We start from the raw sequence: 25,184 nt of genomic DNA on the forward strand, positions 1-25,184 counted from the left end.
AGGTCCCGATGTCTTCCACCGTTCGCGTCATCCACCGTTCTCCGTTCCGTGCCGCAGGGCGCGCCCTGCTCGTTACTGCAGCGCTCAGCGCCAGCGCGGTGCTCTGCCTCGTCGGCGCCGGTGCTGCTGTCGCCGCCTCGGCGCCGGCACCGCTCACGCTGCGCGACACCGCCGGCGCCGCGGTCACGTCAGGTGACGCGCGCGCCGTCCCGTCGTTCGGCTCCGCGGTGCTCGCCGCGGGTTGCCCAGCCGATGCGGATGACGCAGCCCGGCTCTCCGTGACGGCGGGAGGGGTCACCGTCGTCACGTCTCCGACCGTCACGGTGGCCGCCCGGCAGCCGGTCGAGGTGCCGATGGCCATCTCGTTCGATGAGGTCGTGGACGGCGGCGTCGAACAGGGAGATGCGACCCTCGCGCTCGAGTGCCTCGTCCTCGAGTCAGGCATCCCGTCGTCGGTGGTCACGGCGGCGACCCTGCCCGTCACGTTCGCCGCGGGAACCTGGTCCGTGCCCGGCGCTCAGGTCGAGCCCGTCCCTCCGACGGCCACGCCGACGGCTGCCCCACCCTCGGGAGGTTCTGGAGCAGGGGCGATCGCGACGCCGAGCCCGACGACCACAGCACGACCCTCCGCTGACGGGGACCTCGCACTGACGGGCTGGCAGCTCGGCGGGGCCGGCGTCGTCGCCGCCGGCCTGCTCGCGGGTGGCGCCGCCCTACTCCTGCGCAGGCGTCTCCGGTAACCCATCGGCCCGGAGGCTGCGACGGGGCGACCGCGGTCAGGTCTCGCTCGGTGTCTCCTCATCCGCTGCCAGGTTCTTCTGGACGGCGAACTGTGTCCGGTGCAACTCCTCGTACCGCCCGCCGGAAGCCAGCAGCTCGTCGTGCGTGCCCCGCTCCACGATCGAGCCGTCTTCGACCACGAGGATCAGGTCCGCGCTGCGGATGGTCGAGAGTCGGTGTGCGATGACCATCGCCGTCCGACCCTCGAGCGCCTCGCTGAGCGCGGCCTGCACCGCCGCCTCCGAGGTCGAGTCCAGTGCCGCTGTCGCCTCATCGAGGATGACGACGCGCGGCTGGGCGAGGAGCAGTCGTGCGATGGTCATCCGTTGGCGCTCACCACCGGAGAGTCGGTAGCCACGCTCGCCCACCATGGTGTCCAGCTGGTCCGGCAGGGACCGGATGAGCGGCTCGAGCCGCGCGCGGCGGACGGCGTCCCACACCTCGTCCTCGGACGCCTCCGGCCGTGCAAGACGCAGATTGGAGCGGATGGTCTCATGGAACAGGTGACCGTCCTGCGTCACCATGCCCAGGGTGTGCCGCATGGAGGCGAAGGCGACGTCGCGGACGTCCGTCCCCGCGAGACGCACGGCGCCGTCGTCGACGTCATACAGCCGCGACAGGAGTTGCGCGATCGTGGACTTGCCTGCTCCGGACGTCCCGACGAGGGCGACGGTCTGGCCTGGTTCGATCCGGAAGGAGACGCCGTGCAGCACCTCCTCGCCGCCGCGGGTGTCCAGCGTCGACACCTCTTCCAGAGAGGCGAGGGACACCTTGTCCGCCGACGGGTAGGCGAAGTGGACGTCGTCGAACTCGACGGACACCGGACCATCGGCGACGGTGACGGCGTCGGGCTTCTCTTGGATGAGCGGTTCGAGGTCGAGCACCTCGAAGACGCGCTCGAAGCTGACCACCGCGCTCATGATCTCCACCCGGGCGTTCGCGAAGCCGGTCAGCGGCGCGTAGAGGCGGGTGAGGAGGAGCGCCAGGGTGACCACCTCACCGGTGTCCAGCTGCCCGGCGAGTGCGAGGAAACCGCCGAGGCCGTATACGAGGGCGAGCGCGAGGGCGGAGACGAGCATCAGCGCGGTGAAGAAGACGAACTGCAGCATCGCCGTCCGGACGCCGATGTCGCGGACGCGCGCGGCACGGACGCGGAACTCCTCCGCCTCCTGATCCGGTCGGCCGAACAGCTTGACGAGCGTCGCGCCGGGCGCTGAGAAGCGCTCGGTCATCTGCGTGCTCATGGCCGAGTTGTGGTCGGCGGCTTCGCGACGCAGCGCGGCGAGGCGGCTACCCATGCGGCGCGCGGGTACCAGGAAGATGGGGAGCATCACCACGGCGAGGACCGTCACGAGCCAGGACGTGCTGAGCATGACGATCAGCGTGAGGATCAGGGCCACGAGGTTCGTGATCACGCCGGACAGCGTGCCGCTGAAGGCCTGCTGCGCGCCGATCACGTCGTTGTTGAGGCGGCTCACGAGCGCGCCCGTCCGGGTGCGGGTGAAGAACGCGATCGGCATCTGCTGCACGTGGTTGAAGACGGCGGTGCGGAGGTCCAGGATCACGCCTTCGCCGATCCGCGCCGAATACCAGCGCGTCACGAGGGACACGGCGGCGTCGGCCACGGCCACGAGGGCGATGACGACGGCGAGGCGGACGATCGTGGCCACCTCGCCCCGGGCTACGATGACGTCGACCACCTGGCCGGCGAGCACCGGCGTCGCGACCGCGAGGAACGCTCCCGCGACGGAGAGGGCGATGAAGACCAGCAGCTTGGACCGGTAGGGCACCGCGAACGTCATGATGCGCCGCACGGACTCACGGGAGATGCCGTGTTTGCCGTCTTTGGCGGTCGAGATCTTGTACAGCGAGCTCCAGGCCGCGCTTTCCATGCTCATTGCGATTCCTCACGCCCCGCTGCGCATGAGCACGTCCCTGGCCCCGGTCACGACCCGGGTGGCGACGCGAACGCAGACCTGCGAGAGCGTATCAGCCTCGCCGTTCCCGACCTGAACGCTCTGGAAGCGTCAGCGTTCGGCGCGCAGGGCCGTCCACATCACGACGAAGGCGGCGGCGATGCCGAGCACGGTTCCGGCGAGCCCGACGATCATGGCGGGATGGCCGGTGTCGGCGAAGCCGATCGAGCAGGCGACCACACCGACGCCGGACGCCATCAGCGCGACGAAGCTGAAGGCGGCGAGGATGAAGCGCTTCGTGGTTCGAGTGGGATCGGGGGCGGGAGGGAGCGACATCGTGCCTCGTTTCCGCCGTCGCGTGGGCTGCGTCGGCTCTTCGGCATCAGGCTAGAGGGCCGCGGATCGATGCGGTGAGGGGGTATCCCCGGTCCTCACGATAGAACGGTCACGAGCGCCTGCGGATCTCATGGACGAGGAGCCACACGAGGTAGCCGCCACCCACGATCACGGTGACGACCCCCACCGGCAGCGACGTCGGCAACAGGTGCTGCGCGACGATGTCGGATGCCAGCAGCATGAGCGCACCGAGGAGGGCGGACGGCACCAGTGCGATGCCGGCGGTGCGGGTGATCCGCTGCGCGATCTGCGGTGCGGCGAGGGCGACGAACGCGATGGGTCCGGCCGCACCCGTGACGACAGCGGTGAGCGCGACGGCGCACGCCACGAGACCGAGCCGCGAGCGTTCGACCCGCGATCCGAGGGCCTTCGCCGCTTCATCGCCGAGCTCGAGCTGTCGGAGTGATCCGCCGAGCGGACCGAGGGCGATGGCGATGGCGACGATCACGACGGCGGCGGGGAGGAGTTGCGCCCAACCCACGCTGTTCAGCGAGCCGGCACCCCACACGGTGGCGAGCATCGCGACTTCGAGCTTCGCCCGCAGCACGAGGTAGGAGCTGAGCGCTTCGAGCATGGCCGAGACACCGATGCCCACGACGATGAGACGGAAGCCCTGGACGCCTCGACGGTAGCTGAGGAGGTAGACCAGGGCCGTGGCGATCAGCCCGCCGCCGATGGCACCGCCCGCGACGGCCGCCGACCCGGCACCGGCTCCGATCACGATGATCACGATGAGGCCACCCGCGTACGACCCTGCGGTGAGCCCGATGATGTCGGGGCTGGCGAGCGGGTTGCGGGTCAGGGACTGGAAGATCGCGCCGGAGAGTCCGACGGCCGCGCCGAAGAGCAGCGCGGCGAGGACCCGTGGGAGGCGCCACTCGAGCACCACCGTCTGCACCAGGGTGCTCGGCCCGCCGAGGAACGCCGACGCCACCTCGTCGACCGACAGCGGCAGATCGCCGAGACACAGCGCGAGCAACGCCAGGGCGAAGAGGACCGCGCAGAACACCCCACACACGACGATCGTGCGCAGTCGGACACGGAGGGAGAGCGAGCGCCGACGCCAGACGACCGCGCGGGGTCCCGTCTCGACCCCGGTCACAGTGCGCTCGCCTTCGCGCGCCGCACGAGGTGGATCAACACGGGCGCACCGATGAACGCGGTGACGATTCCGACCGGGACGTCACTCGGCCAGAGGATCACGCGACCGATCACGTCGGAGGTGAGCAGCACGGCCGGCGCGATCAGGATCGAGTGCGCCACGATCCACCGCTGGTCGGGGCCGACGATCCAGCGCGCGATGTGGGGCACCATGAGACCTACGAAGCCGACCGGCCCGGCGATCGCGGTCGCCGCACCCGCCAGCAGGGTGATCGCGATGACGGCCAGCACACGGGTGGTCGCGAGGCGCGTGCCGAGCGAGGAGGCGAGATCGTCGCCCAATGCCAGGGCGTTCAGCGATCGCGCACTGAACAGTGCGATGACGACGCCCGCGACGACGAAGGGGAGCGCCGGCAGGATGACGTCGAATCCGCGTTCCACGAAGGACCCGGCGTTCCAGCCGCGGAGCTGCCTGAATGTGACCGGATCGAGGAGCATCATGGCGGTCGTGATGCCGCTGAGCACCGCTGCCAGGGCGACGCCGGCGAGGGTCAGCCGGACCGGATCCGCGCCACCACGTCCTGCCGAGCCGATCACGTAGACGAGGGCCGTCACGACCAGCGCTCCCAGGAACGCGAACGGCAGATACTGCACGGGCGTGCGCGCGCCGAGCAGGACACCGATCGCGACGAAGAGCGCCGCGCCCGCGTCGACACCGAGGATGCCCGGATCACCGAGGGGATTTCGGCTGAGGCCCTGGATGAGTGCTCCAGAGACGCCGAGCCCGACACCGACGACGAGTCCGGCCACGGTGCGGGGGATCCGCAGATCGAGGACGACCAGATCGGTGACGGAGCCGTCGGGCCTCGTGAGTGCCCGCCAGACGTCCGTCGGGCCCACGGGGTGAGACCCCACGAGGACGCTGAGCAGGATCGCGGTCGCGAGTGCCGCGACCGCGATCCCGAGCCCCAGCGAACGGCGCCCGCGAGGGGTGCGCGAGGTCACCGACGGGTCAGCCGTCGACGCTCTGTGGAGCTGTGCCGGCGACGGCGTCCACCAGGCGCGGCACCAGCTGCTCGAGGACGTACTTCTGGCTGAGTGGGGTGAGGAAGTAGATCGCGCCAGCGAGCTCGCCGTCGGTGAAGACCGCTCGCCCGCCGGTCACGGCGTCGAGGCTGGAGGTGGTGCCGAAGCCCAGCACCTCCTGGACGGAATCCGCGGACTCCGTCGCGAAGACGATCACGTCAGCGTCGATGACACCGACGTTCTCCGCGGCGATCTGCGCCTGTCCGCCCTCGCTCGGGACGTACTGCTGCAACCCGGGCGTGATCGTGAACCCGAGATCCGTCAGGAAATCGGTGTTGAGGCCGTCGGGGTAGACCCACAGGTTGCCGTCCCACGGCCCACCCTGCGAGAACGTCGCCGTGAGGCCCGCGAACTCCGGGTGCGCTGCTGCCGCCGCCGCATAGGCATCGTCGACGCCCGTGATGAGCGCCTCGCCTTCCGCCGAGCGACCCACAGCCTGGGCGACCATCCTGGTCTGGTCCCGCCAATCCGCGAAATAGAGCCCCGCGCCCTCCTCATTGGTCACGGTCGGCGCGATCTCCGCGAGCTTCCCGTAGTTCTCCTCGGTCATGCCGGCGTTCGTCCCGATGATCAGGTCCGGCCGCAGTGACGCGATCTTCTCGTACTCGAACCCGTCGGTCGTGGTGAGGACGGTCGGCTCGGCATCGCCCAGGAGGTCCGTCGCCCACGGCCACACCGCATACGGCTGCTCGCCGTACCATTCCGTCGTCGCGATCGGTGTGACACCCAGTTCGAGGAGAATGTCCTGCTCGGTCAGGCCGACCACGACGATCCGCTGCGGTTCCGACGGGATGACCGTCTCGCCGTACTCGTGCTCGATCTTCACCGGGAACGAGTCGCTCGGCTCGGTCGTGTAGTTCGGGTTCTCGGCGGTGGTCGACGCGGCGCTCGAGCAGGCGGAGAGCGCGACACCGACGAGGGCGAGAGCGCTCACCGCGGCAAGCAGGCGAGCGGTCCTCGCGCTCGGGGCGCGGTGGTGCTTCGGAACGATCATGGGGTCCTTCATCGGTTCGGCTGGCGGGATGACGACAGTCAGGTTAGCCTTGCCTAATCGCTTCGCGCTATCGCGCTGAGTGGACAGAACTTGTCGAATGGAGACAGCTGGATGTCTGGTCCCGATCACTCGGACGGCGGGATCAAGCTCCTCGGCCCACTGGATGACGCCGAAGGGACATCGGGGGAGTTCCGGGTTTCCCGCTCGCGGGTCGACGCGACGACACGGTTCGACGAGCACTCGCACCGCGAAGACCAACTCGCGTGGATGAGCTCCGGCGCAATGGAGGTGTCGGTCCTCGGCGATCGCCGGCGACTGCGGCGAGAGCATCTCGCCTGGATCCCCGCGGGGATGGTGCACGAGATGAGTTTCGGCGAGCCCGGCGAGCTCATCAGCGTCTATGCCGACCCGACGCTGCGCCCCCAGGGCGGCCGTTGGAACGGTGCACGGACCGTCCGGGTCGACGACCTCTCGGGAGCGCTGCTGGCGCATCTGCTCGACGCCGATCCGACCGGGCGCCGTCGATGGCGGTGCTGGACGCTCCTGGTCGACCTGCTCTCGGCTGCAGCTCGCGACGATGAGGCGTTGGCCATGCCCCGTGAGCCGCGTGCGCGTGCCATCGCGTCGGCCCTGATGGCCGACCCCGCCGACCCGCGCGGGCTCGACGATTGGGCCTCGGCGGCGGGCGTCAGCTCGAAGACGATCGGCCGGGCGTTCGTGGACGGCACTGGGTGCACCTTCCGCGAGTGGCGGGTGCGCGTGCGCCTGCACGCTGCCGCGGGCATGCTCGGACGGGGTGCCGCCGTACAGGACGTCGCACCCGCGGTCGGCTACGAGTCGGTGAGCAGCTTCATCGGGGCGTTCCGGACCCGGTTCTCCGTGACCCCCGCCGTCTACGCCGCGAGGAGCCGGGCGGCGGAGGTCGTCTGATCCGAGGACGGGTGCGGCTTCAGGCGCTCTGAGCAGACCGACCGCCCCCGTCGGTCTGGCCGACGCCTCGGCTTCCGCTCTAGGGTGGCCGTATGGCCCACCCGCACGCACGGCGGGCGACCACCCGGACACGTCTCGTCCTCCGGGTGATCGCCGGTGTCGTCACCGCCGCGGCCGCCACCGTGTTCCTGCTGGCGATCTGGATGGTGGTGTCGAGCCGGTTCGGCTGGAACGACCGCGACGTCCACGGCTACAGCCTGCTCTTCGGAACCCCGATTGCACTCTTCGCCGGGCTGGTCATGGCAGTCTCCTTACCGCTGGCGGTGCCGCCGGCGCACCGGAGCCGTACGCGGGCCGTGTCCCTGGGAGTGCTTGGGGCGACCGTCGTGCTGCTCGTCATCGCGGTCGTCACCGCCTGAATCCACCCAGCGCGACCTCTCCTCGTCGCTCCTCAGCGATCAACCGGTCTCGGCCGATCGTAAGCGGGCTCGGAGTCCGAGCAGGACGTCGACCACGACGAAGGCGGCGAGGCTGAGGCCGAGGAGCGGCAGGAGCGTGCCGATACCGGCCGCGACGATGAGGACTGCGGCTACGCCCCACCAGGGTGCACGGCGGAGCGCTCCGCGTGCCGGGGCGCGGCCGACGATCCGGGCGGGTTCGCGTGTGGGCCGTCGCTGCCACCACATGACGTAGCCCCAGACGACCATGGCGACGATCCCGGACGCGAGGGCGAAGAGGAGCAGCTGGTTGGGGAGGCCGAACATGGAGCCCATGTGGGTGTCGACGCCCCAACGGGTGAGCTTCGCGGCGAGAGGGAAGTCCGCGAAGTCGACCCGATCGGTGACCTGCATGGTCCGTCCGTCGATCGCGACCGCGTCGACCTCGGTCGGGAAACTGCGTTGGATCTCCTGCACCACCCACGCCGTCCCCGCGGTGGCCGGTGGCGTGATCTCGACGAGGCCCGTGTTGACGTTGACCTCCCGGGCGACGGAGAGCACCGCGTCGAATGTCGCCGGGTTCGCCGTCACCGTCTCTGGATCGGATGTGGGAGCCACGGTGCCTCCATGGCCGGCGTGCTCATCGGCCGTCGTGGACTCACCGCTGAGGTCGGTGGTGACGGATGGGGTGGACCAGTCGAAGGCGGCGCGGATGGTGCCGACGTTGCCGCCGCCGTGATGCGACCAGGTGATGCCGGTGGCGGAGAGGAACAGTGCGCCGACGAGGAGCCAGATGCCGGTGGAGGTGTGCCAGGAGAGGATTCGCCGGTACCCCTTGGCTCGGTTGTTCGGGCGGACGAAGTCCTTCTTGGTGCGGGCTGTGCGGATGCGGGCGATCCAGAGGCCGAGGCCGGCGAGGGCGACGACACCGAGCCAGGAGGCGGCGAGTTCGCTGTAGAGGCGTCCGACCTCACCGAGGTGCAGGTTGCGGTGGAGCTGGTCGATCCAGGTGCGCAGCGGCAGTGCTCCGCTGGTGCCGTACGCGGTGAGGTCGCCGCGGATCTGGGCGGTGGCCGGGTCGACGAACACGGCGCGGGTCTCGCTCTCACCGAGTCCGGTTCCCGCGTACATGACGCGCGTGGTGTCGCCGGGGTTCGGTGCGGGGCGCACGGCGACGATGGTGTCCTGGTCCTTCGTGTACGCGTTCGCAGCTTCGATCTGGTCTGCGAGCGGCAGATACTCGTCGGCCCCCGGCGCATGGAGCTGCTCGGCGTACACGAGCTGCTCGAGTTGCGGGGTCAGGGCGTAGAGCGCGCCGCTGGTCGCCGCGACGAGGATGAACGGTCCGACGAAGATCGCGGCGATGAAGTGGAGGCGGAGCAGCAACTGCGAGAACCAGCCTCGGCTGCGGTCAGGTTTCGGGGGAGGTCCATCGGCGTGGAGATGGGCCGGTGCGTGTGTGGTCACGGGTGGTCCTTTCGAGGGGCCTGGTCGTGGTCGTTGATGCGTGCGAGGCGGGCGTTGTAGTCGGTGAGTTCCGCGTCCCCGTCGCGGTCTGCTCGGCGGTCGTAGCGTTTCGCGGCACGTTCGTCACTCCGCACCCATTGGGAGACGACGATGAGGGCGACCAGGACGGCGGGGATCTCGCCGACGCTCCACGCGATGCCGCCGCCGACCGCCTGATCGGCGAGGAGCGCTGCGGTGTTCGTGTAGCCGAGGGCGGTCCACCACCCTTCCGCGAGCACGGTGGCGCTGGACATGATCGCGAGTCCGAAGAAAGCGTGGAAGGCGAGGGTCGCGAGCAGCAGGATGATCCGGAACGGGTAGGCCGGACGGTTCGGGCCCGGGTCGATGCCGATGAGGACCCAGAAGAACAGGTACCCGGTGGCGAGGAAGTGCACCGTCATCAGGATGTGACCCTGGTGGGCGAGCATCGCCCATTCGAACCAACCGGTGTAGTAGAACACCACCAGACTCCCGGCGAAGAGCACTCCTGCGACGGCCGGTTTCGACAGCAGCCGCAGGTACCGCGAGTGCACGACGGCGAGGATCCACTCCCGGAGGCCTCGGCCTCCGTCGGTGCGACTCGGCAGGGTTCGCAGTGCGAGGAGGATCGGGCCGCCCAGGACGAGCAGCGGCGGCACGATCATCATGAGCGCCATGTGCTGCAGCATGTGCGTGCTGAAGTGGATCTGCCCGTAGACGGCGAGGCCACCGCTGGTCGCGTACAACAGCGCCGCGCAGCCGGCCAGCCAAGCGATCAGGCGGACCACGGGCCAGGCGTCGCCGCGGCGCCGGAGCGTGCGGAACGCCCACAGGTACCAGGCCGCACCGACCACGGCGAGGCCGGCCCACATCCAGTCGACGTGCCACTCGGTGAACATCCGCAGTGGCGTCACCTCCGGCGGGTAGGCGAACCCGAGGAGCCGGCGGCGGACGTCGTCGGCGACCGGTTCCTGCGACACCGGCGGTTGGCTGCGCGACAACGCGACCGAGACGCCCATCGTGACCGCCATGACGACGACCTCGACGACCGCGAGCCGGATGAACGTCGACCGCTTCCCGGGTTCGGCCTGCAGCCGGGGATGAGCCGGAGCCGATGCCACGCGCCGGCGAGTCCGAGCAGCACGAGCGCGACGGTCTTCGCGACCAGGAGCAACCCATACGGGGTGAGGAGGTCCGTCGGGCCCGCGAGTCGCAGCGAGGCGTTCACGACGCCCGAGAAGGCCACCGCACCCAACGCCCAACCGGCGAGCACCGAGTAGCGTGCGACGACCGCGCCGATCTGATCGCCGACCTTCCGACGGAGCAGGATCACGGCCACGAGACCGCCGACCCAGGCGGTGACGCCGATGAGGTGGATCGCGAGTGAGTTGACCGCGTTGCCGTGCTCGTCGGAGCCTGCCGCGTGACCTGAAAGGGACAACGGAAGCAGTGCGAAGACGGCGATCGCGTTCGCGGCCGCGATCCACGCTAGACGTCTGGCGAGAAGCACGATGCAGAACACCACCAGCACGCACGCGAGCGAGAACACCAGGGTCTGCCCGAGCTCCAACTCCGTCGCGTAGAACAGGAAGGTCTTCGCGAACGTCGGTGAGGACACCGGCACGCCGATGGAGTTCGCCGCGGTGAACACCAGCACCGCGATTCCCGCCGCGAGCCAGACGGAGCCTGCCCAGGCCGCCCAGCGGATCGCCTTCGACTGCGAGAACGAGACGACACCCGGGAGGATCCGCTGCCCCGGCAGCAGGAAGGTCGCAGCGATGAGCAGGCCGATCGTGACCGACGCGGCGGCATCGTGGACGACCCTCGCGACCGGCAGACCGCGAGTGACGATCACCCCCGGATCCGACAGCAGCGTGCCGGTCGTGAACGCACCGGTGAACTGCAGCGCGGAGAGCGCCACGACGACCGCCACCGGCAACGCAGTCAGCATGACGGCTTCAGGTGCACGGATCGGCACGAGGACGGGCGACGGGCCTCGCTGACCGCTCGGATCGGCTTCGGGTGCGTTCGACGGAATGGTTGTTTCTGCCACAGGAGGTGGCTCCTTCCCCGCGGGCTCGAGTGGACGAACCCAGCGGCACAGCTCACCCGGTGAGCCCGCGACCGCACCCGAACGGGCGCCGGGGCAGGACCGAGCGGCGGAAATGGTGGCACTCCGCCGGTGCACGGCGCATCGGGACGACCATGGTTGGAGCGTCGTCGTCGAGGAAGCGTCCTACGCGCACGCAGCGGTGACCGCCGACCGAGCGTGCAGCTCGGCGAGGTCGTGCCGTGATCTCAGAGGAAGGACAGCGCCGGAGGCCCGCGCAAGGCGGTCGTCTCCGGATACACGCCGAGTGGGCGCATGATCGGCACGTCACGCTGCGGCAGCACCCGGGCGGGCAGCACCGGCGAGGCCAGGGCTGCGAGGACCGCGGGCACCAGTCGTGCGAGGACGAACTCCGTGATGGCTCCGGCCGTCGACAGCAGCGTCTCGGCTCGGTGGAGCGCGGCGATGGTCACGAGGCCGGCGACGAGGTGGGCGAACCACATGCCGGCACCGCCGTGCCCGTCGTGCATCATCGGCATCGAGGACGTGTCGAGGATCACCGGTGATCCGTGGGAGAGGTGTCCGCTCGGCGTCGCCATCGAGGTGGTGCCCTGGGCGGTGCCGAGGACGAAGAGCGTGTGGAACAGGACCTGACTCACCGCGACGGAGACGGACAGACGGACGATCGACAGCCGTCTGCCTGCGAGCAGGACGCAGACGACGGTCGAGAACACGAGTGGCACGACGAGGCCGAGTACTCCGGGCATGGTGCCGCCGCCGGCGACGTGCGAGAGGAGTGCGACGAAGGTCGAGAACGCCGCGGCGACCACACCACGAAGGGTGCGGGTCGAGCGGGCGGACGACATGTGCCCATTCTTGCAGACCGTCATCACCGTCATGAGGCCGCGCCGTGCCGCCAGCGTGCCGCGCCAGCCCGATCGAGTGCGATGCTGACGCGCGTGTCCGGCGCTGATCGCAGACCTCGGCGTCCCGGCGCAACCCCGATGTGGCAGGACCGCGCTACGCTCGGCGACGGTATACCGTCGAGGCATGAGCCACACCCTGGAACCGGGTACGACCGCTGCGCCCGCCGGGTCGCCGATCGAGGCACGCCGCAGGCACTACGCGGAGTTCTCCGGCCTCGCTCCGTTGCCGACGGACTTCGGGGTGGTGCTCGGCAACTGCCAGGCCGAATCCCTGCGTACCGTCATGGATGCGCCGGAACGCCGGTTCGTGCGCGTGCCGGCCGTGCACGAGATGACCGCCGAGGACGCGCGACGGTTGCACGACGTCGTCGGCGCCGCGCACACGGTCGTGTCGCAGCCAGTGCGTGACGATTACCACGGTCTGCCGCTCGGCACGCGGCAGGTGGCCGCTTCGACGAGCGGCCGCGTGCTCACGGTGACGCCGGTGCGGTTCGGGGGCTTGCATCCGTTCCAGGCCGCCGTCCGGGTCCCCGGCGTCGAGGAGAACCCGCCGATCGTGGCGTACCACGACGTCCGGACGCTCGCGGCCGCCGCAGGCATCCCCGTCGTGTCTGCGCTCCAGCCGGACGCCGTGCGCGCGATCGGCCGAGCCTCCGTCGAGGAACTGCGGAGACGCGAGGCCGCGACCGACGTGCCGGTGTCCGACCTCTTCAACTCGGTCACCGCCGACCACGCGCGCACCGTCAACCACCCGGGGAATGCGATCTGGTTGCCGCTCGGCGCCCGCATCCTCGAGACCCTGGGCACCACTGGCGGCGTCACCGACCCCGGACGCCCCCTGCTGAACGCGGTGCGCGCGCCCATCGCACCCGAGGTCGTCGACGCCTGGTCGTTGACGGACGAGCCCCGCGACCACTGGATCCTCGAGGGCGTCGAGGTCGATGATGCGGAGGTGCGCGCCGCCCACACCGATTGGTATGCGTCCCACCCCGAGTTCGTCGTCGCTGCCCTCGACCGGCTCTCGGCTCTCCTGACCGTCTGGCGCAACGCGTGACCGGGGGTGCGCACCCGTGGGTCGTCGGCAACCGGTGGGACACGCTCGACGACGTCCATCCTGATCCGTTGCCGCGCGTCTCGGTGATCGTCGCGCACTACGACCAGCCCGGCGAGCTGCTGCGGACCCTGCACGCCCTCGCCGCGCAGGACTACCCGCGTCACCTCCTGGAGGTCGTCGTCGCCGACGACGGTTCCCCGGGTGACGTGACGGTTCCGGACGACGTCATCCTCGTCCGGCAGGAGGACCAGGGGTTCCGACTTGCAGCCGTACGCAACCTGGGCGTGCGGGCGAGCAGTGGCGAGGTGTTGTGCTTCCTCGATGCGGACACGGTCCCCGAGCCGGGGTACGTGCGCGCGCTCACGCGGCTGCCCGCCCTACTGCCAGAGGCGGTCACGGTGGGGCGGCGTCGCCACGCCGACTTCGCCGGGGTCGCCCCGGAGACACCGGTCGTCGAGGCGGCCGCCGGCCGTGAGCTCGCCGAACCGGCGTGGCTCGCCGAGGAGTACGCGCGCAGTCGGGACCTGCGCGACGCGGACGACCGCTCCTATCGATTCATGATCGGCGCGGTCATCGCCTGCTCGCGGAGCCTGTTCGACGAGGTCGGCGGATTCGACGAGTCCTTCACTTCGTACGGCGGTGAGGACTGGGAGTGGGCGCACCGCATGTGGCAGGCGGGAGCGGTCTTCGCCCATGCCCCGAGCGCGGTGGCCTGGCACGACGGCCCCGAGTGGGCCGAGCGCGACGGCTCAGGCATGGACCGCGCGAACGCCCAGACCATGCGGCTCCTCTCGTCGATCCCCGTGTCTGGGTCCGCGCCGCGGGCGCTGTGGTCGGACACGGCGGATCTTCTCGTGCGGTTGCGGGGTACCCACACGGCGCCCGCTCGGTTTGTCTCGGCGGACTCGCTGTTCACCGCCTTCCCGCAGGCTCGGTTCGTCCCCGAGGACGGCGGAGCGGAGGAGCTCGGGGGAGACCCGCGCGTCCTCCGTGCATCAGCCGGAGTCGACGCCCGAGTGACGTGGGAGCTCGACCGTCCGATCGTGATCCTCGACTCGACGTGGATCGTCGATCTCGTCGACCGCCTCGGCACCGGGGACGTGGGCGCCGTCGAGCTGGTCGACACAGACGGCGCGTCGCTCGGCCACCTGCGATCCCGGAGGGCCAGGCGGCGTGAGGAACGTTGGGGCACGCCCGCCGCCTTCGAGACGCAGCGGCTCGTCGCCGATGGCGTCCATCTGCTGCGGCCCGACCCCCGGGTGGCGGCCTGGGTCGGCGGCTGGGGCGGACCCTCATCGTTCTGCTGACCCGATCGGCGACGACTCGCTCCACGCGTCTGCACCACCGGGCGCGCTGAGTGCAACCCCACCGGTTCCGGCCTGCGTCTCGTTTAGCGTGGTCGTCATGTCTCCGCGCGACCAGTACGACCTGACCAACCCCGTGACCCAGTACGACCGGGTCGAGCCACCACTGCAGCATCAGCCGGAGCCCGGCGTGCAGGCCAGGATGACCCCCGTTCCCGACCTCGGAGAAGCGAGCTATCGGGGCAGCGGACGGCTGACCGAGCGCAAGGCGCTCATCACGGGCGGCGACTCCGGGATCGGTGCTGCCACGGCGATCGCGTTCGCCCGCGAAGGTGCGGACGTGGTCATCGCCCACCTCCCGGGTGAGGAGGAGGATGCCGAGCACGTGCTGTCGCACATCGCCGACGCAGGGCGCCGCGGGAAGGCGATCGTTGCCGACATCTCGCACGCCGACCAGTGCCGTCGGCTCGTCGCGGAGGCCGCCGCCTTCCTCGGGGGCCTGGACGTCCTCGTCAACAACGCGGGCAAGCAGATCGCGGTCGACCGAGTGGAAGACCTCAGCGACGAGCAGTTCGAGGAGACGTTCCGGACGAACGTGTTCGCGAACTTCTGGATCACCAAGGCGGCGCTCGAGCACCTGGGCGAGGGCGCGAGCATCGTGAACACGGCGTCGCTCGAGGCGTACAAGCCGTCACCAGACCGGCTCGACTACGCGGCGACCAAGGCCGCGATCAACAACCTCTCGAAGGGGCTCGCGCTGCAGCTCGCTTCGCGCGGGATCCGCGTGAACGTGGTCGCTCCCGGCCCCGTGTGGACCGCCTTGCAGGTCTCCGACGGCGTCTCCGACGAGCAGATGGAGCACTTCGACGACGAGAACACGTATCAGCGTGCCGGTCAGCCGGCTGAGCTCGCGCCGGCGTACGTCTACCTCGCCTCGGCGGAGTCCGGCTACGTCTCCGGGGCGACGCTGAACGTCAACGGCGGCATGGTCACCCCGTGACCGCGGTTGCGTGCACGGTCTTCTTCCTCCCCGGGCTCGGCCTCGACGCCGCCGCGGTCGCACCCGTGGCTCGCGAACTCGACGCTCGGTTCCGGGTGATCGCCGTCGAACTGCCTGGCCAAGGCGACACGGCCGACGCGCCGGACGGCTCGGTCGAGTCGCAGGTCGACGCTGCCCTCTCCGTGATCGCGGCGCAGGCCGACGGCGGACCCTGGATGCTGTGCGCCCACAGCATGGGCGGCAAGGTCGCCGCGGGGATCGCCGCCCGGGTCCGCGGGGGCGACGTGCCCGTCTTCGGCCTCCTCGGTGTCGTGCTCCTCGCGCCGTCACCGCCCACGCCTGAGCCGATGCCGGACGCCAAGCGCCACCAGATGCTCAGCTGGATCGAGGACGGGCCCATCGCCGAGGCGGACGCTCGGACCTTCGTCGACGACAACGTGGGTGCGCCCCTGCCGGCCGAACTGCAGGCGGCCGCGGTGGCGTCCGTGCGGGCGATGTCGCCCGTCGCGTGGCGACGCTGGCTGGAGCAGGGCAGTGTGGAGGACCTCTCCTCTTCGATCGGGACTCTCGATCTGCCGTGCGTCGTGCTGGCAGGGGAGGAGGACGAGGCGCTCGGAGCCGCTGCGCAGCCGGAGTTGCTCTCGGGCGTCTACCCCCGCGCACGGTTCGTGCCGCTGGCCGGCGCGGGGCATCTGCTCTCCTTCGAGCGCCCCGTCGATGTCGCTCGGGCGATCACCGAGCTGTGGGACGAGATCGTCGCACACAGTGCGGTCGTCCCCGCGGAGTGGGGGCTCGTCATCGCGTCCCCGCGGACCACGCCGCGGGTGCGGCGTGCGCTGGCACGACGCGCCTTGCCGGACGACCCCCGGTATCGGTCCCGCACCCTGAGCATGGAACAGCTGGACCTGCTCCGCGCCGTCGCCGATCGCTTGGTTCCGCAGCCGGCGGGTGGGCGGATCGACCTCGCCGCGCGGGTCGACGCCGACCTCGCAGCCGGTGGTGGCGACGGATGGCGGCCGGTCGGAGGACTCACGGACGACGAGGCCTACCGCGCCGGACTGGATGCCCTCCGAACCGCTTGGCCGGACTCGGCCGATGACCAGGATGCGTTGGTCGGCGCCGTGATCGACGGCCAGGGCGTTCCCGGGGGTGCCATCGATGCGGATGATCTGCGTCGCTGGTTCGAGGACCTGCGCGTGGACGTCACGCGGGAGTGGCTCATCCACCCAGCGTCGTTGGCCCGGGTCGGGTACGACGGGTTCGCGACCGGCGCTGAAGACGTCGACTTCGCCGGCTATCGCGAGCTCGGTGCCGACACCCGAGACGACTGGGAGCCCTCCGACCTCGGCGCCGCGCCCGCACCCACGCACGAACAGCAGCAGGAGGACGCAGCGTGAACCTGGACGCGATGAAGACCTACGACCTCGACGACAGCGTCGATGTCGTGGTGGTCGGTACCGGTGCGGGTGGCGCACCGCTGCTCGCGCGGCTCGCTGAGGCGGGGTTGCGCGTCGTCGCGCTCGAGGCCGGGCCGAATCACGATCCCGCGGAGTCCACGCCGGACGAGGTCGACGCGACGACGATCAACTGGATGTCCAGCCGGTTCAGCGGTGGGGACGCTCCGACGGCGTTCGGTCCGAACAACAGCGGGTTCGGGGTCGGCGGTGGCACCGTCCACTGGGGCGCGTTCACGCCCCGTCCGGACGCCCGCGACCTGCGTCTGCGCAGCGAGACCGGCCTCGGCCGTGACTGGCCCGTCGACCATGCGGAGTTCACCCGCTACGTCGAGGAGGTCGAGGCGACCATCGGTGTCTCCGGTCCGACGCCGTATCCGTGGGACCCATCGCGCACCTACCTGTATGCGCCGCCGAAGCGCAACGCCCCGGCGGACCTCATGGCGAAGGGCGCCGAGTCGCTCGGTATCCGTGCGACCGACGCACCCGCCGCGATCATCACCCGCGACCGCGATCAGCCGCACCACGGCCTGCGACGCGCCACGACGAACGTCGGCTCGATCCACCAGGGCGAGCGCCACGGTGCGAAGGCGACGACCGCCATCACGTACCTGCCGGCGGCGGTCGCGGCGGGAGCGGAGATCCGTCCGGACGCCGTCGTGCACACCATCGAGCGGGATGCCCGCGGTCGGGTGACCGGCGTCGTCTATCGCCAGGACGGCGTCGACAAGCGGCAACGCTGCGAGGTGCTCGTGTTGGCCGGCGGCGGGGTGGAGACCCCTCGGCTCCTGCTGCACAACGACCTCGCGAACGCCAGCGGTCAGGTCGGCCGGAACTTCCTCGCCCATGGTGCGGTGCAGGTGTGGGGGCGGTTCGACGAGCAGATCCGCGGCTACCGCGGCTACCCGTCTGCGCTCATCACCGAGGACTTCGTCCGCCCTGAAGGTACTGACTTCGCTGGAGGATATCTGCTCCAGAGCCTCGGCGTCATGCCCTTCAACTATGCGACGACCCTCGTCCGCGGCGGCGGCCTCTGGGGCTCCGAGCTCGTCGACGAACTCGACGCGTCTCGGTACAACGCCGGCATCGGGATGAACGCCGAATGTCTGCCCGCCGACGGCAACCGGCTCGAGCTGTCCTCGGAGGAGGACGAGTGGGGTCTGCCGCGTGCGACCATTTCCTTCTCGCCCGGCGACAACGAGCAGGCCATCGACCGCCACGCCATCCGCACGATGACGGACATCCTCACGGCGGCCGGTGCGCGGAGCACCAGGGTCCTCGCGCGCACGGCGCACACGCTCGGCACGTGCCGGATGAGCGACGATCCGAGTGACGGCGTGGTCGACGGGGATGGTCGATCGCATGACATCGACAACCTGTGGATCTGCGACAACTCCACCTTCCCGAGCGCGCTCTCCGCGAACCCGGGCCTGGCGCAGATGGCGCTGTCGCTGCGCACGGCCGATCGGATGCTCGCGGCGCGGTAGCCGCCACAGCACGGCTCGGCGAGGAGTCGGACCGTGCTGTGGCGCCTTGACTCGCACCCCAGTGGGGCGAGGCGCTCCGTACCTTCATCGATGCCCAATGAGATGACACGCACCGCATCAGGCCGGGCCCCTCCCACCGGACGTGCCGGCTCGACGAGGCGGGCACCGGGCTTGCCTCGCGTCAGGCTCCGACGTCGATGGGCACGCCAGCGAGGTCCTCCACCTGCCGCCAGAGGGACGACGCCGCGTCGCCCGCCGGCGTGGCAGTCCTGGCCGGTGGAACGATGGCGACGGGAGCGCCCCGAAGTCGGCCGACCGGCGAGAAGTACTCGCCGCCCCGGACTTCGGGATCCGTGAGCGCCCTGACCGCGGACCAGGCGGCGGTGTCCTTGCCCTGTGCCCAAGGCGTGTAGGGATTCCGCTGATATGGAGTCGTGTCGTCGCGGACGCCAGGTCGCTCCGGGGTCTTCGCGTCGACGCCGACACCGGGCCGGGTCACGACCGATGCGGCGGGCAGTCCGGCCGCTCGGAGCCTGCGGTCGAGCTCGAAGGCGAACACCTCCGTCGCGGTCTTGGCCTTGGTGTAGGCCACGACCCCGATCGCGGGCACCTGGCGGAGGTCGTCAATGCCGACACGCAGCAGTTGGACGAACCCGGTCGAGGTGTGGACGATCCGAGCCACCGTGCCATGATCCACGGCCGTGGCGACCAATGTCGGAAGCAACCTGGCCAGCAGTCGGGCGTTGGCGGCCACGTGGGTGCCGAGCAGGAGGGGCAATCCGTCCGCAGTCAGCTCGCGTCGGTTCATGCTCATCGCACCGCCGTTGAGCAGGACGGCGTCGAGGCGGGGGAGCAAGGCGAGTTCGGCAGCGGCCTCGTCGACGGCGGCGAGCGAGCCGAGCTCGAGTGCCACGTGGCGGACCCGGGCCTGCGGGACTCGGCTCCGAATGGAGGTGGCGGCCCGTCGCAGCTTGTCATGCGATCGGGAGGCGAGCACGACGTCCGCGCCAGCGGCAGCCAGCTGCTCCGCGGCGAAGTACCCGATTCCGGCGGTGGAACCGGTCACGACGATGGTTCGTCCGGTCTGGTCTGGCAGGCGGGTGGGGTCCCAGGTCATACTGTCCTCGTTCCTTAAACGGATGATCTATCCGTTTGGACGATAGCACAAGCGGATAGGCAATCCGTTTGGCGTAGAGTGGTCCTATGGCCGCTCTCCGTTCCGACGCAGCACGTAGCCGGGCGAACATCCTCGATGTCGCCCGGACCCACGACCGCGCGACGCTTCGACTCAACGACGTCGCCCGCGAGGCCGGGGTCGGGGTCGGAACCGTCTACCGGCACTTCCCGACGGTCCACGCACTCATCGAAGCGCTGTCAGCCGACGCGCTCGACGCGATGCTCGAGACCTCTCGGCGTGCCGCAGCCGAGCCGGATCCGGGCGATGGGCTAGCGCTCTACCTCGGTTCGGCACTCAGGCTGCAGCTCGAGGACGGCGGTCTGCAGGCTGTCCTCCTCTCGCCGGAGGACGAGGCCGACTCCGTGCGGAACGTCAAACGCGAGATCTTCGAATCCTTCACGACCGTCCTCGAGGCGGCCCGCGCCGCGGGTGCCGTCCGCGCCGATCTCACGGTCGATCGTCTGTCGCACCTCGTGTGCGGAATCGAGCACGCGGTGCGGCTCGGTACTCCCGAAGACCTGCCCCTCCTCCTGCAGGTGATGCTCGACGGGCTGAAGCCTCCACCGTGATCACCGGCTCAGCTTCGATGGACCCGGCTTCGGCGTGTGGCCTTCCCCCGGCACGCGGTCAGCGTAAGGTCGGCACATGCACCCCGAGCGAACCCGCCAGCCAGCCGGGCGGCGAGCACCATCGAGGCCGCCGGCCGCGTCATCCACGGCGGCAGCCTGGAACGCCTTCCTGCTTCGAGCCGAGGCGAGGGCGTGGATCAGTGCCTCGGAACAAGGACGACGACAGCCCGAAGTCTCCGACGTCGCACTGGAGGTCCTGCTCCGGGAGTACGAGCGACCTGCGCGCTTGCTCCTCGGCCTCGCCGCCGCCGTGACGTTCGTCGTTTCCGCCACCCTGTCCGTGGCGACCGTGACGGTCTTGAATTCGTACTCGGCGGAGGCAGGGGCTGGCAGCCTGGGCATCGTGCTTTTCATCGGACTGGTCTTCGTGTTGCCGAGCGCCATCGTTTTGCTCCTGCTGCAGGTCTCCGGGTACCGAATGACCCGTTCCATCGCGGCGTGGTCCGGTGCGACACCGCAGACCGCCGGCAAGCCGGAGGCCCCCACGAAAGTGGCGGACGCCGTCGATCGTCGGGAGTCGGTGGCGTTGCGCGCCCTCTTCCTGACGGTCTCGGGGGTCGGGATCGCCGGCACGGTCGGTGAAGCCTTCTGGCTGTCCTCCGCCGAAGGCGGATCGTTCGTGCTGCCACTCGTCGTCGCTGCGGTCTTGCAGCTGATCATCTGGCTCGCGGTCTGCTCCGGGGTCGTCCGCGTGCTGCGGTCGTCGCGGGTCTGACAAGCGCGGCGGTCGACCGTGTCGCAGTGCTCGGCTGACACGGTCGGAACCGGGCCCGGGGCGAACCTACTGCTCGTGCACGATCCGAACGCGCGTGACCGAGAAACCGGCTCGTTCGAACGCGCCACGCATCGGCGTGTTCGCGGCATCCGTGGTGCCGACGATCCGGTCCTGTCCCGACCCGTGGTGCACGTGGACCATCTCCGCCAAGAGGTCGTGCACGTAACCGTGTCCGCGATGCTCGGGGAGCACGCCCAGGTAACTGATGCTCGCGTCGTAGGCCGTCCTCGTCGGGATGATGAATCCCACGATCGTCCCGTCGAGGAGCTCAGCGACCCGCCAGGCGTCGCGTTCGCCGGGGAGTGATCGGTAGAACGCCAGGGCGTCGTCCGCGAGCGCCTCGAGCCCTTCGCGCGCGACCATGTCCTGCGTGTGCGCATCGAGCGTGCCGGTCGCGACCAGGGCGAACAGCTCGTGGAACGCGTCGTCCGGGGCGGCGACGAAACGAAGGCGCTGCGATCGTGCCGGCACCGGATCGGAGCTGGACCTCGCGAAGCTGACCCGCTCGGTCGTGCGCGAGAATCCACCCGCGCGTGCAGCCTCATGGCGCCATCGCACCGCTTCCACGCTGGCGGCGTCATCCGCCCAGGCAGGGGAGACGTCGACGTTGAACTCCAGCGCGGGACTTGCGCCGAAGGCGTCCAGGCCGGCACGGATGAGCGCAGCGCCGAGACGTTCGGGCTCCGCGACTTCGATCGTGCTCGTGAGGCAGTCGAGTGTGGCGGGCCGGTTCGTGTCCGCCTGACCCCACCAGAGTGCTCGTGCCACCGGGCGACCGTCCTGCTCGGCGATCCACGACCATTCCGGCCGATAGTTTCGACTCGCGAGTTCGGCGGTCAGCCGCTCCGGGTCGATCCAGGCGACGGGTTCGTCGCAGCTCCACGCCTGCAGGAGGGGGACGTCGTCCAGGGTGGCTCGGCGGATGGTGAAGTCGTCGCGGGTGTCGGTCATCGGTTCCAGCTTGGACAGGCGCGACTCGTTTGTCCAGGTTCCGCCTGAACACCGGAGCGGCATCGCGGGCGGCGGAACGCGCGAGGTGCGCCGCCTAATCGATGGTGTGGCCGCCGTTGACGGTGATCCGCTGGCCGGTGATGAAGCCGGCCCGGTCCGAGGCGAGGAAGGCGACGGTCTCCGCGATGTCGTCGATGGTGCCCATCCGCCCCATCGGAACCTCGGCCAGGTAGGCGGCGATCTCCTGAGGCGATGCATCGGCGTGGCGCTCGACGGGGATCCATCCGGGTGCAACCAGGTTCACGGTGATCCCGGACGGTCCGAGTTCCCGAGCCCACGAACGGGTCAGGCCGAGCTGCGCGCCCTTCGCCGCGACGTAGGCGGACATCTCCGGCAGGGCCCGCTCGAACATGTCGGATCCGATCTGGATGATCCGGCCGAATCGTTGCTCGCGCATGTGCGGGACGGCCGCCCGCACCAGCAGTGTCGGGCTCTTCACGAAGAAGTCCAACTGGGCGAGGTGGTCGGCCCAGTCGAGGTCGTCGATCGCGACCGTCGGTTGCGGCCCGGTGGCGTTGGCGACCAGGACCGCGATCGGACCCGCGGTTCCCGTGATGCGCTCGACGAGCGAGGACACGGCTTCCTCGTCCGTCACGTCCGCGCTGAACGCGTCGGCGGCACCGCCGGCCTGACGGATGGACTCAGCGACTTCCGCAGCATGGTCCGCCCCGGAGCGGTAGTTCACGGCGACGAAGTACCCCTCGGCCCCGAGTCGCCGGGCGATCCCCGCGCCGAGGCCTCTGGATGCGCCGGTCACCAATGCGACCCGTCGTCCTGCGAACGCGAGAGACGTCATGCTGTTCCTCTCCTGGTGGTGAGCTGCCGACCGGGTTCCCGGCCTCGCCGAGCCTGGCCTTCCCGAGGATACCCGTCGCGTCCAGACGGTCTCCGGCTGACCTTCACCCGAGCTGTGCGGCCGCGTCACGGAGACAGGCGATGAACGCGTCGTGGACCGGGCTGTCGTCCGTCCGTTCCTGACGAGCGGCCAGCAGGCGTGTCGTCGGCGACCCGGCGAGCGGCACGACGACGATCGACGGCGGCACCAGCTGCCGCACCGACTCGGGCAGGATCGTCGTGCCCACGCCGGCCGCGACGAACCCGAGGGCGGTCTCCTGATGGACGACCTCCTCGACCACCTGCGTCCGACTCGACGTGCCGAGGACCTCCGCGACGCGGTCCACGAATCCCGGCATGAGCGCCCGCGGGTAGGAGATCATCGGGACGTCCATGAGTTCCTCCGCGGTGACCTCGGGTCGGCCCGCCAGCGGATGACCGACCGGGAGGCACGCCACGAGACGCTCCTCGAAGACGACCTCGGTAGTGAGCGCGGGGGAGCTGTCGGATGGCGTCGGCGGGACCTCGTCACGGACGATCCCGACGTCGAGCGTGCCGTCGCGGAGCCGGTCGAACTGCTCTCCTGAGGTCAACGGCACCAGGCGCAGCGTCACCCCGGGGCGGCTCGCCCGGAACAGCTGCACGACGCCGGGGAGGACCGTGTAGTTGGCCGAACTCACGAACCCCGCGGTGAGCTCCCCGGCGAGACCGTCGACGAAGTCGCGCATCTCACCCCGGACCGTGTCGAGCTCCTCGACGATGTGTCGTGCCCGCGCCTGGAGATGTCGTCCAGCGGGGGTCAGCGCCACCCGCCTCGTCGAACGGTCGAACAGTGCGGTGCCGACCTCCTGCTCGAGTCGTGCGACCTGGACGCTCAGCGGTGGCTGCGACATGTGCAGCCGTCGGGCGGCGCGACCGAAGTGGAGCTCCTCGGCGACGGCGAGGAAGTAGCGCAGCTGGCGGAGCTCCATCCCATCGACGATACGACCCTCGTATTACCGCGCTGTTTCGTCCAGATTGCGAGCGAAACGCTCTCAATCGAGGTTCGAATCGGTATTTGACCAGGAGGATCGCGACCGAGTTCGCTGAGGACCACACACCCCGACCTGGAGGACCACCCGTGACCGCAGACGCTTCCCCGAACACCCGGATCGACATGCTCTACCTGAGCGAACCGGAGGTCATCGCCGCCGGCATGAAGGACATGGCCCACTGCATGGAGGTCATGGAGGAGGTGCTGGTGCTCGTCGCGAAGGGTGACTACCGGATGGCCGGCCCGACCGCCAACTCGCACGGAGCACCGATCGGGTTCCCCACCACCTCACCGTTCCCCGGCATGCCGCTCGACGCCGCCGACCGTCGGTTCATGGCGATGCCCGCCTACCTCGGCGGACGCTTCGACACCGCCGGTGTCAAGTGGTACGGCTCGAACGTCGACAACCGCGAGCGAGGCCTCCCGCGCTCCATCCACCTCATCGTGCTCAACGACAAGGACACCGGCGCGCCCTACGCGATCATGTCCGGCAACCTCGAGAGCGCCTACCGCACCGCTGCCGTGCCGGGCGCCGCCGCGAAGCTCCTGGCACCGGTGGACGCGAAGTCGCTCGGCATCATCGGGCCCGGCGCCATGAACAAGAGCGCACTGCACGCCATGACCACCGCCCGTCCCTCGCTCGACACCATCAGCATCCACGGGCGCCGACGGTCGACGTCCGAGGCGTTCGCCGACTACGTCCGCGAGCACTACCCGCAGTTCACGACGATCGAGATCGCCGAGACGGTCGAGGCCGCCGTGCGTGACTCGGACATCGTCTCCGAAGCCGTCACCGGCCTGGTCGGCTCGGAGAACTACCCGTTCATCGACGGCGACTGGATCAAGCCGGGCGCCTTCCTGAGCCTGCCCGCGAACCTGCGCATGGACAAGGAGTACACCCTCTCCGGCAAGGCCCGCCTCATCGCCGACGCGAAGAAGATCTACGAGGCGTGGGCCGAGGAGTACCCTGCGCCGTCACACGAGACCGCGTTCGGGATGATCGGCCTCTACTGGCAGGACCTCATCGGGACCGGCGAGCTCGACGAGTCCCGCGTCGTCAACATCGGAGACGTCTTCGACGGCCACGCCGTCGGGCGTGAGTTCCCCGAGCAGCCGGTGCTCTTCAGCGTCGGTGGGATGGGCGTCGAGGACGTCGCGTGGGCGAAGACGATCTACGAGAACGCCGTCGAGCAGGGGATCGGCACGAAGCTCAACCTTTGGGAAGCCCCCGACCTGGCCTGACCGCCGACCGGCACCGAGCACCGACACCTGTTCCACCCGAACCCGACGCCGTGGCCGACCGGCCGCTGTGCACCTCGAACGAT

At 70.0% G+C, this 25,184-nt stretch carries 24 protein-coding genes; 11 read left to right on the forward strand and 13 right to left on the reverse strand.

All coding sequences use genetic code 11. The features are described from left to right. Positions 1-8 precede the first annotated feature (8 nt). Complete coding sequence (locus FGL15_RS18280; protein ID WP_138946960.1) at positions 9-740, forward strand: hypothetical protein; 732 nt, start codon at positions 9-11, stop codon at positions 738-740. Positions 741-776: 36 nt separating this feature from the next. Here FGL15_RS18280 and FGL15_RS18285 read toward each other — a convergent pair whose 3' ends face one another. The 5 genes from FGL15_RS18285 to FGL15_RS18305 all read right to left on the reverse strand — a co-directional run bounded on the left by FGL15_RS18285 (position 777) and on the right by FGL15_RS18305 (position 6,273). Next, entirely contained in the window at positions 777-2,678 is a 1,902-nt protein-coding gene (locus tag FGL15_RS18285) for an ABC transporter ATP-binding protein (protein ID WP_138946961.1), read from the reverse strand. A 129-nt stretch (positions 2,679-2,807) separates the two neighbouring features. Continuing rightward, positions 2,808-3,032 carry a hypothetical protein gene (locus FGL15_RS18290; protein ID WP_138946962.1) on the reverse strand — a complete coding sequence of 75 codons (225 nt, stop codon included), beginning with the start codon at positions 3,030-3,032 and terminating at the stop codon, positions 2,808-2,810. Positions 3,033-3,141: 109 nt separating this feature from the next. After that, a complete protein-coding gene (locus FGL15_RS18295) occupies positions 3,142-4,194 on the reverse strand; it encodes an iron chelate uptake ABC transporter family permease subunit (RefSeq protein WP_138946963.1) in 1,053 nt (350 codons plus the stop codon). Then, entirely contained in the window at positions 4,191-5,198 is a 1,008-nt protein-coding gene (locus tag FGL15_RS18300; protein WP_205858647.1) for an iron chelate uptake ABC transporter family permease subunit, read from the reverse strand. Before FGL15_RS18300 ends, FGL15_RS18295 begins: the two co-directional genes overlap by 4 nt. 7 nt (positions 5,199-5,205) lie before the next feature. Further along, the gene (locus tag FGL15_RS18305; protein ID WP_138946964.1) at positions 5,206-6,273 is read right to left on the reverse strand and encodes an ABC transporter substrate-binding protein; all 1,068 of its coding nucleotides are present in this window, start codon (positions 6,271-6,273) and stop codon (positions 5,206-5,208) included. Between the two features lie 111 nt (positions 6,274-6,384). Here FGL15_RS18305 and FGL15_RS18310 point away from each other — a divergent pair, with 111 nt between their 5' ends. Continuing rightward, entirely contained in the window at positions 6,385-7,203 is an 819-nt protein-coding gene (locus FGL15_RS18310; protein ID WP_138946965.1) for an AraC family transcriptional regulator, read from the forward strand. 92 nt (positions 7,204-7,295) lie between these two features. After that, the gene (locus FGL15_RS18315) at positions 7,296-7,622 is read left to right on the forward strand and encodes a hypothetical protein (protein WP_138946966.1); all 327 of its coding nucleotides are present in this window, start codon (positions 7,296-7,298) and stop codon (positions 7,620-7,622) included. Between the two features lie 39 nt (positions 7,623-7,661). On the opposite strand, the gene FGL15_RS18320 is transcribed toward FGL15_RS18315, so the two are convergent. The 4 genes from FGL15_RS18320 to FGL15_RS18330 form a co-directional block, all read right to left on the reverse strand. Next, positions 7,662-9,107 (reverse strand): PepSY domain-containing protein, encoded by a 1,446-nt coding sequence (locus tag FGL15_RS18320; protein WP_138946967.1) that lies wholly within the window; start codon positions 9,105-9,107, stop codon positions 7,662-7,664. Continuing rightward, the gene (locus tag FGL15_RS21125; protein WP_240773609.1) at positions 9,104-10,105 is read right to left on the reverse strand and encodes a cytochrome c oxidase assembly protein; all 1,002 of its coding nucleotides are present in this window, start codon (positions 10,103-10,105) and stop codon (positions 9,104-9,106) included. The genes FGL15_RS18320 and FGL15_RS21125 overlap by 4 nt, the downstream gene beginning before the upstream one ends. Further along, complete coding sequence (locus FGL15_RS21130) at positions 10,036-11,076, reverse strand: copper resistance D family protein (RefSeq protein WP_240773611.1); 1,041 nt, start codon at positions 11,074-11,076, stop codon at positions 10,036-10,038. The genes FGL15_RS21125 and FGL15_RS21130 overlap by 70 nt, the downstream gene beginning before the upstream one ends. A 347-nt stretch (positions 11,077-11,423) precedes the next feature. Then, on the reverse strand, positions 11,424-12,041 hold the full coding sequence (locus FGL15_RS18330) for a hypothetical protein (RefSeq protein ID WP_138946968.1): 618 nt from the start codon (positions 12,039-12,041) through the stop codon (positions 11,424-11,426). Between the two features lie 184 nt (positions 12,042-12,225). On the opposite strand from FGL15_RS18330, the gene FGL15_RS18335 reads away from it, so the two are divergent. The 5 genes from FGL15_RS18335 to FGL15_RS18355 all read left to right on the forward strand — a co-directional run bounded on the left by FGL15_RS18335 (position 12,226) and on the right by FGL15_RS18355 (position 18,400). Beyond that, positions 12,226-13,155, forward strand: coding sequence for a WcbI family polysaccharide biosynthesis putative acetyltransferase (locus tag FGL15_RS18335; RefSeq protein ID WP_138946969.1), 930 nt, complete (start codon positions 12,226-12,228; stop codon positions 13,153-13,155). Next, a complete protein-coding gene (locus tag FGL15_RS18340; protein WP_240773613.1) occupies positions 13,152-14,462 on the forward strand; it encodes a glycosyltransferase family 2 protein in 1,311 nt (436 codons plus the stop codon). The genes FGL15_RS18335 and FGL15_RS18340 overlap by 4 nt, the downstream gene beginning before the upstream one ends. 97 nt (positions 14,463-14,559) lie before the next feature. Then, positions 14,560-15,459: an SDR family oxidoreductase gene (locus tag FGL15_RS18345; RefSeq protein WP_138946970.1), complete on the forward strand. Its 900-nt coding sequence runs from the start codon at positions 14,560-14,562 to the stop codon at positions 15,457-15,459. Then, positions 15,456-16,856 carry an alpha/beta fold hydrolase gene (locus FGL15_RS18350; protein ID WP_138946971.1) on the forward strand — a complete coding sequence of 467 codons (1,401 nt, stop codon included), beginning with the start codon at positions 15,456-15,458 and terminating at the stop codon, positions 16,854-16,856. Before FGL15_RS18345 ends, FGL15_RS18350 begins: the two co-directional genes overlap by 4 nt. Then, positions 16,853-18,400 carry a GMC family oxidoreductase gene (locus tag FGL15_RS18355; protein ID WP_240773615.1) on the forward strand — a complete coding sequence of 516 codons (1,548 nt, stop codon included), beginning with the start codon at positions 16,853-16,855 and terminating at the stop codon, positions 18,398-18,400. The genes FGL15_RS18350 and FGL15_RS18355 overlap by 4 nt, the downstream gene beginning before the upstream one ends. Before the next feature lie 181 nt (positions 18,401-18,581). On the opposite strand, the gene FGL15_RS18360 is transcribed toward FGL15_RS18355, so the two are convergent. Beyond that, positions 18,582-19,517 (reverse strand): SDR family NAD(P)-dependent oxidoreductase, encoded by a 936-nt coding sequence (locus tag FGL15_RS18360; RefSeq protein ID WP_138946972.1) that lies wholly within the window; start codon positions 19,515-19,517, stop codon positions 18,582-18,584. Between the two features lie 86 nt (positions 19,518-19,603). On the opposite strand from FGL15_RS18360, the gene FGL15_RS18365 reads away from it, so the two are divergent. Both FGL15_RS18365 and FGL15_RS18370 read left to right on the forward strand, forming a co-directional pair. After that, positions 19,604-20,146 (forward strand): TetR/AcrR family transcriptional regulator, encoded by a 543-nt coding sequence (locus FGL15_RS18365; RefSeq protein ID WP_138946973.1) that lies wholly within the window; start codon positions 19,604-19,606, stop codon positions 20,144-20,146. Between the two features lie 76 nt (positions 20,147-20,222). Continuing rightward, positions 20,223-20,921, forward strand: coding sequence for a hypothetical protein (locus FGL15_RS18370; protein WP_138946974.1), 699 nt, complete (start codon positions 20,223-20,225; stop codon positions 20,919-20,921). A gap of 66 nt (positions 20,922-20,987) precedes the next feature. On the opposite strand, the gene FGL15_RS18375 is transcribed toward FGL15_RS18370, so the two are convergent. The 3 genes from FGL15_RS18375 to FGL15_RS18385 form a co-directional block, all read right to left on the reverse strand. Continuing rightward, entirely contained in the window at positions 20,988-21,932 is a 945-nt protein-coding gene (locus FGL15_RS18375) for a GNAT family N-acetyltransferase (protein WP_168223438.1), read from the reverse strand. A gap of 94 nt (positions 21,933-22,026) precedes the next feature. After that, positions 22,027-22,788, reverse strand: a complete 762-nt coding sequence (locus FGL15_RS18380) for an SDR family NAD(P)-dependent oxidoreductase (protein WP_138946976.1) — start codon at positions 22,786-22,788, stop codon at positions 22,027-22,029. Between the two features lie 103 nt (positions 22,789-22,891). Further along, a complete protein-coding gene (locus tag FGL15_RS18385) occupies positions 22,892-23,797 on the reverse strand; it encodes a LysR family transcriptional regulator (RefSeq protein WP_138946977.1) in 906 nt (301 codons plus the stop codon). 149 nt (positions 23,798-23,946) lie between these two features. On the opposite strand from FGL15_RS18385, the gene FGL15_RS18390 reads away from it, so the two are divergent. Next, complete coding sequence (locus tag FGL15_RS18390) at positions 23,947-25,101, forward strand: tyramine oxidase subunit B (RefSeq protein ID WP_240773617.1); 1,155 nt, start codon at positions 23,947-23,949, stop codon at positions 25,099-25,101. Positions 25,102-25,184 lie beyond the last annotated feature (83 nt).

It is taken from the genome of Plantibacter sp. M259 (genome assembly GCF_006065115.1).
GTDB lineage: Bacteria > Actinomycetota > Actinomycetes > Actinomycetales > Microbacteriaceae > Plantibacter > Plantibacter auratus.

Coding starts and splice junctions, on each gene's coding strand:
- FGL15_RS18335 (WP_138946969.1), top strand. CDS start 12,226: ATGAGCCACACCCTGGAACCGGGTACGACCGCTGCGCCCGCCGGGTCG.
- FGL15_RS18330 (WP_138946968.1), bottom strand. CDS start 12,041: ATGTCGTCCGCCCGCTCGACCCGCACCCTTCGTGGTGTGGTCGCCGCG.
- FGL15_RS18365 (WP_138946973.1), top strand. CDS start 19,604: ATGGCCGCTCTCCGTTCCGACGCAGCACGTAGCCGGGCGAACATCCTC.
- FGL15_RS18280 (WP_138946960.1), top strand. CDS start 9: ATGTCTTCCACCGTTCGCGTCATCCACCGTTCTCCGTTCCGTGCCGCA.
- FGL15_RS18305 (WP_138946964.1), bottom strand. CDS start 6,273: ATGATCGTTCCGAAGCACCACCGCGCCCCGAGCGCGAGGACCGCTCGC.
- FGL15_RS18380 (WP_138946976.1), bottom strand. CDS start 22,788: ATGACGTCTCTCGCGTTCGCAGGACGACGGGTCGCATTGGTGACCGGC.
- FGL15_RS18345 (WP_138946970.1), top strand. CDS start 14,560: ATGTCTCCGCGCGACCAGTACGACCTGACCAACCCCGTGACCCAGTAC.
- FGL15_RS18285 (WP_138946961.1), bottom strand. CDS start 2,678: ATGAGCATGGAAAGCGCGGCCTGGAGCTCGCTGTACAAGATCTCGACC.
- FGL15_RS18315 (WP_138946966.1), top strand. CDS start 7,296: ATGGCCCACCCGCACGCACGGCGGGCGACCACCCGGACACGTCTCGTC.
- FGL15_RS18375 (WP_168223438.1), bottom strand. CDS start 21,932: ATGACCGACACCCGCGACGACTTCACCATCCGCCGAGCCACCCTGGAC.
- FGL15_RS18370 (WP_138946974.1), top strand. CDS start 20,223: ATGCACCCCGAGCGAACCCGCCAGCCAGCCGGGCGGCGAGCACCATCG.
- FGL15_RS18360 (WP_138946972.1), bottom strand. CDS start 19,517: ATGACCTGGGACCCCACCCGCCTGCCAGACCAGACCGGACGAACCATC.
- FGL15_RS21130 (WP_240773611.1), bottom strand. CDS start 11,076: ATGCTGACTGCGTTGCCGGTGGCGGTCGTCGTGGCGCTCTCCGCGCTG.
- FGL15_RS18385 (WP_138946977.1), bottom strand. CDS start 23,797: ATGGAGCTCCGCCAGCTGCGCTACTTCCTCGCCGTCGCCGAGGAGCTC.
- FGL15_RS18310 (WP_138946965.1), top strand. CDS start 6,385: ATGTCTGGTCCCGATCACTCGGACGGCGGGATCAAGCTCCTCGGCCCA.
- FGL15_RS18290 (WP_138946962.1), bottom strand. CDS start 3,032: ATGTCGCTCCCTCCCGCCCCCGATCCCACTCGAACCACGAAGCGCTTC.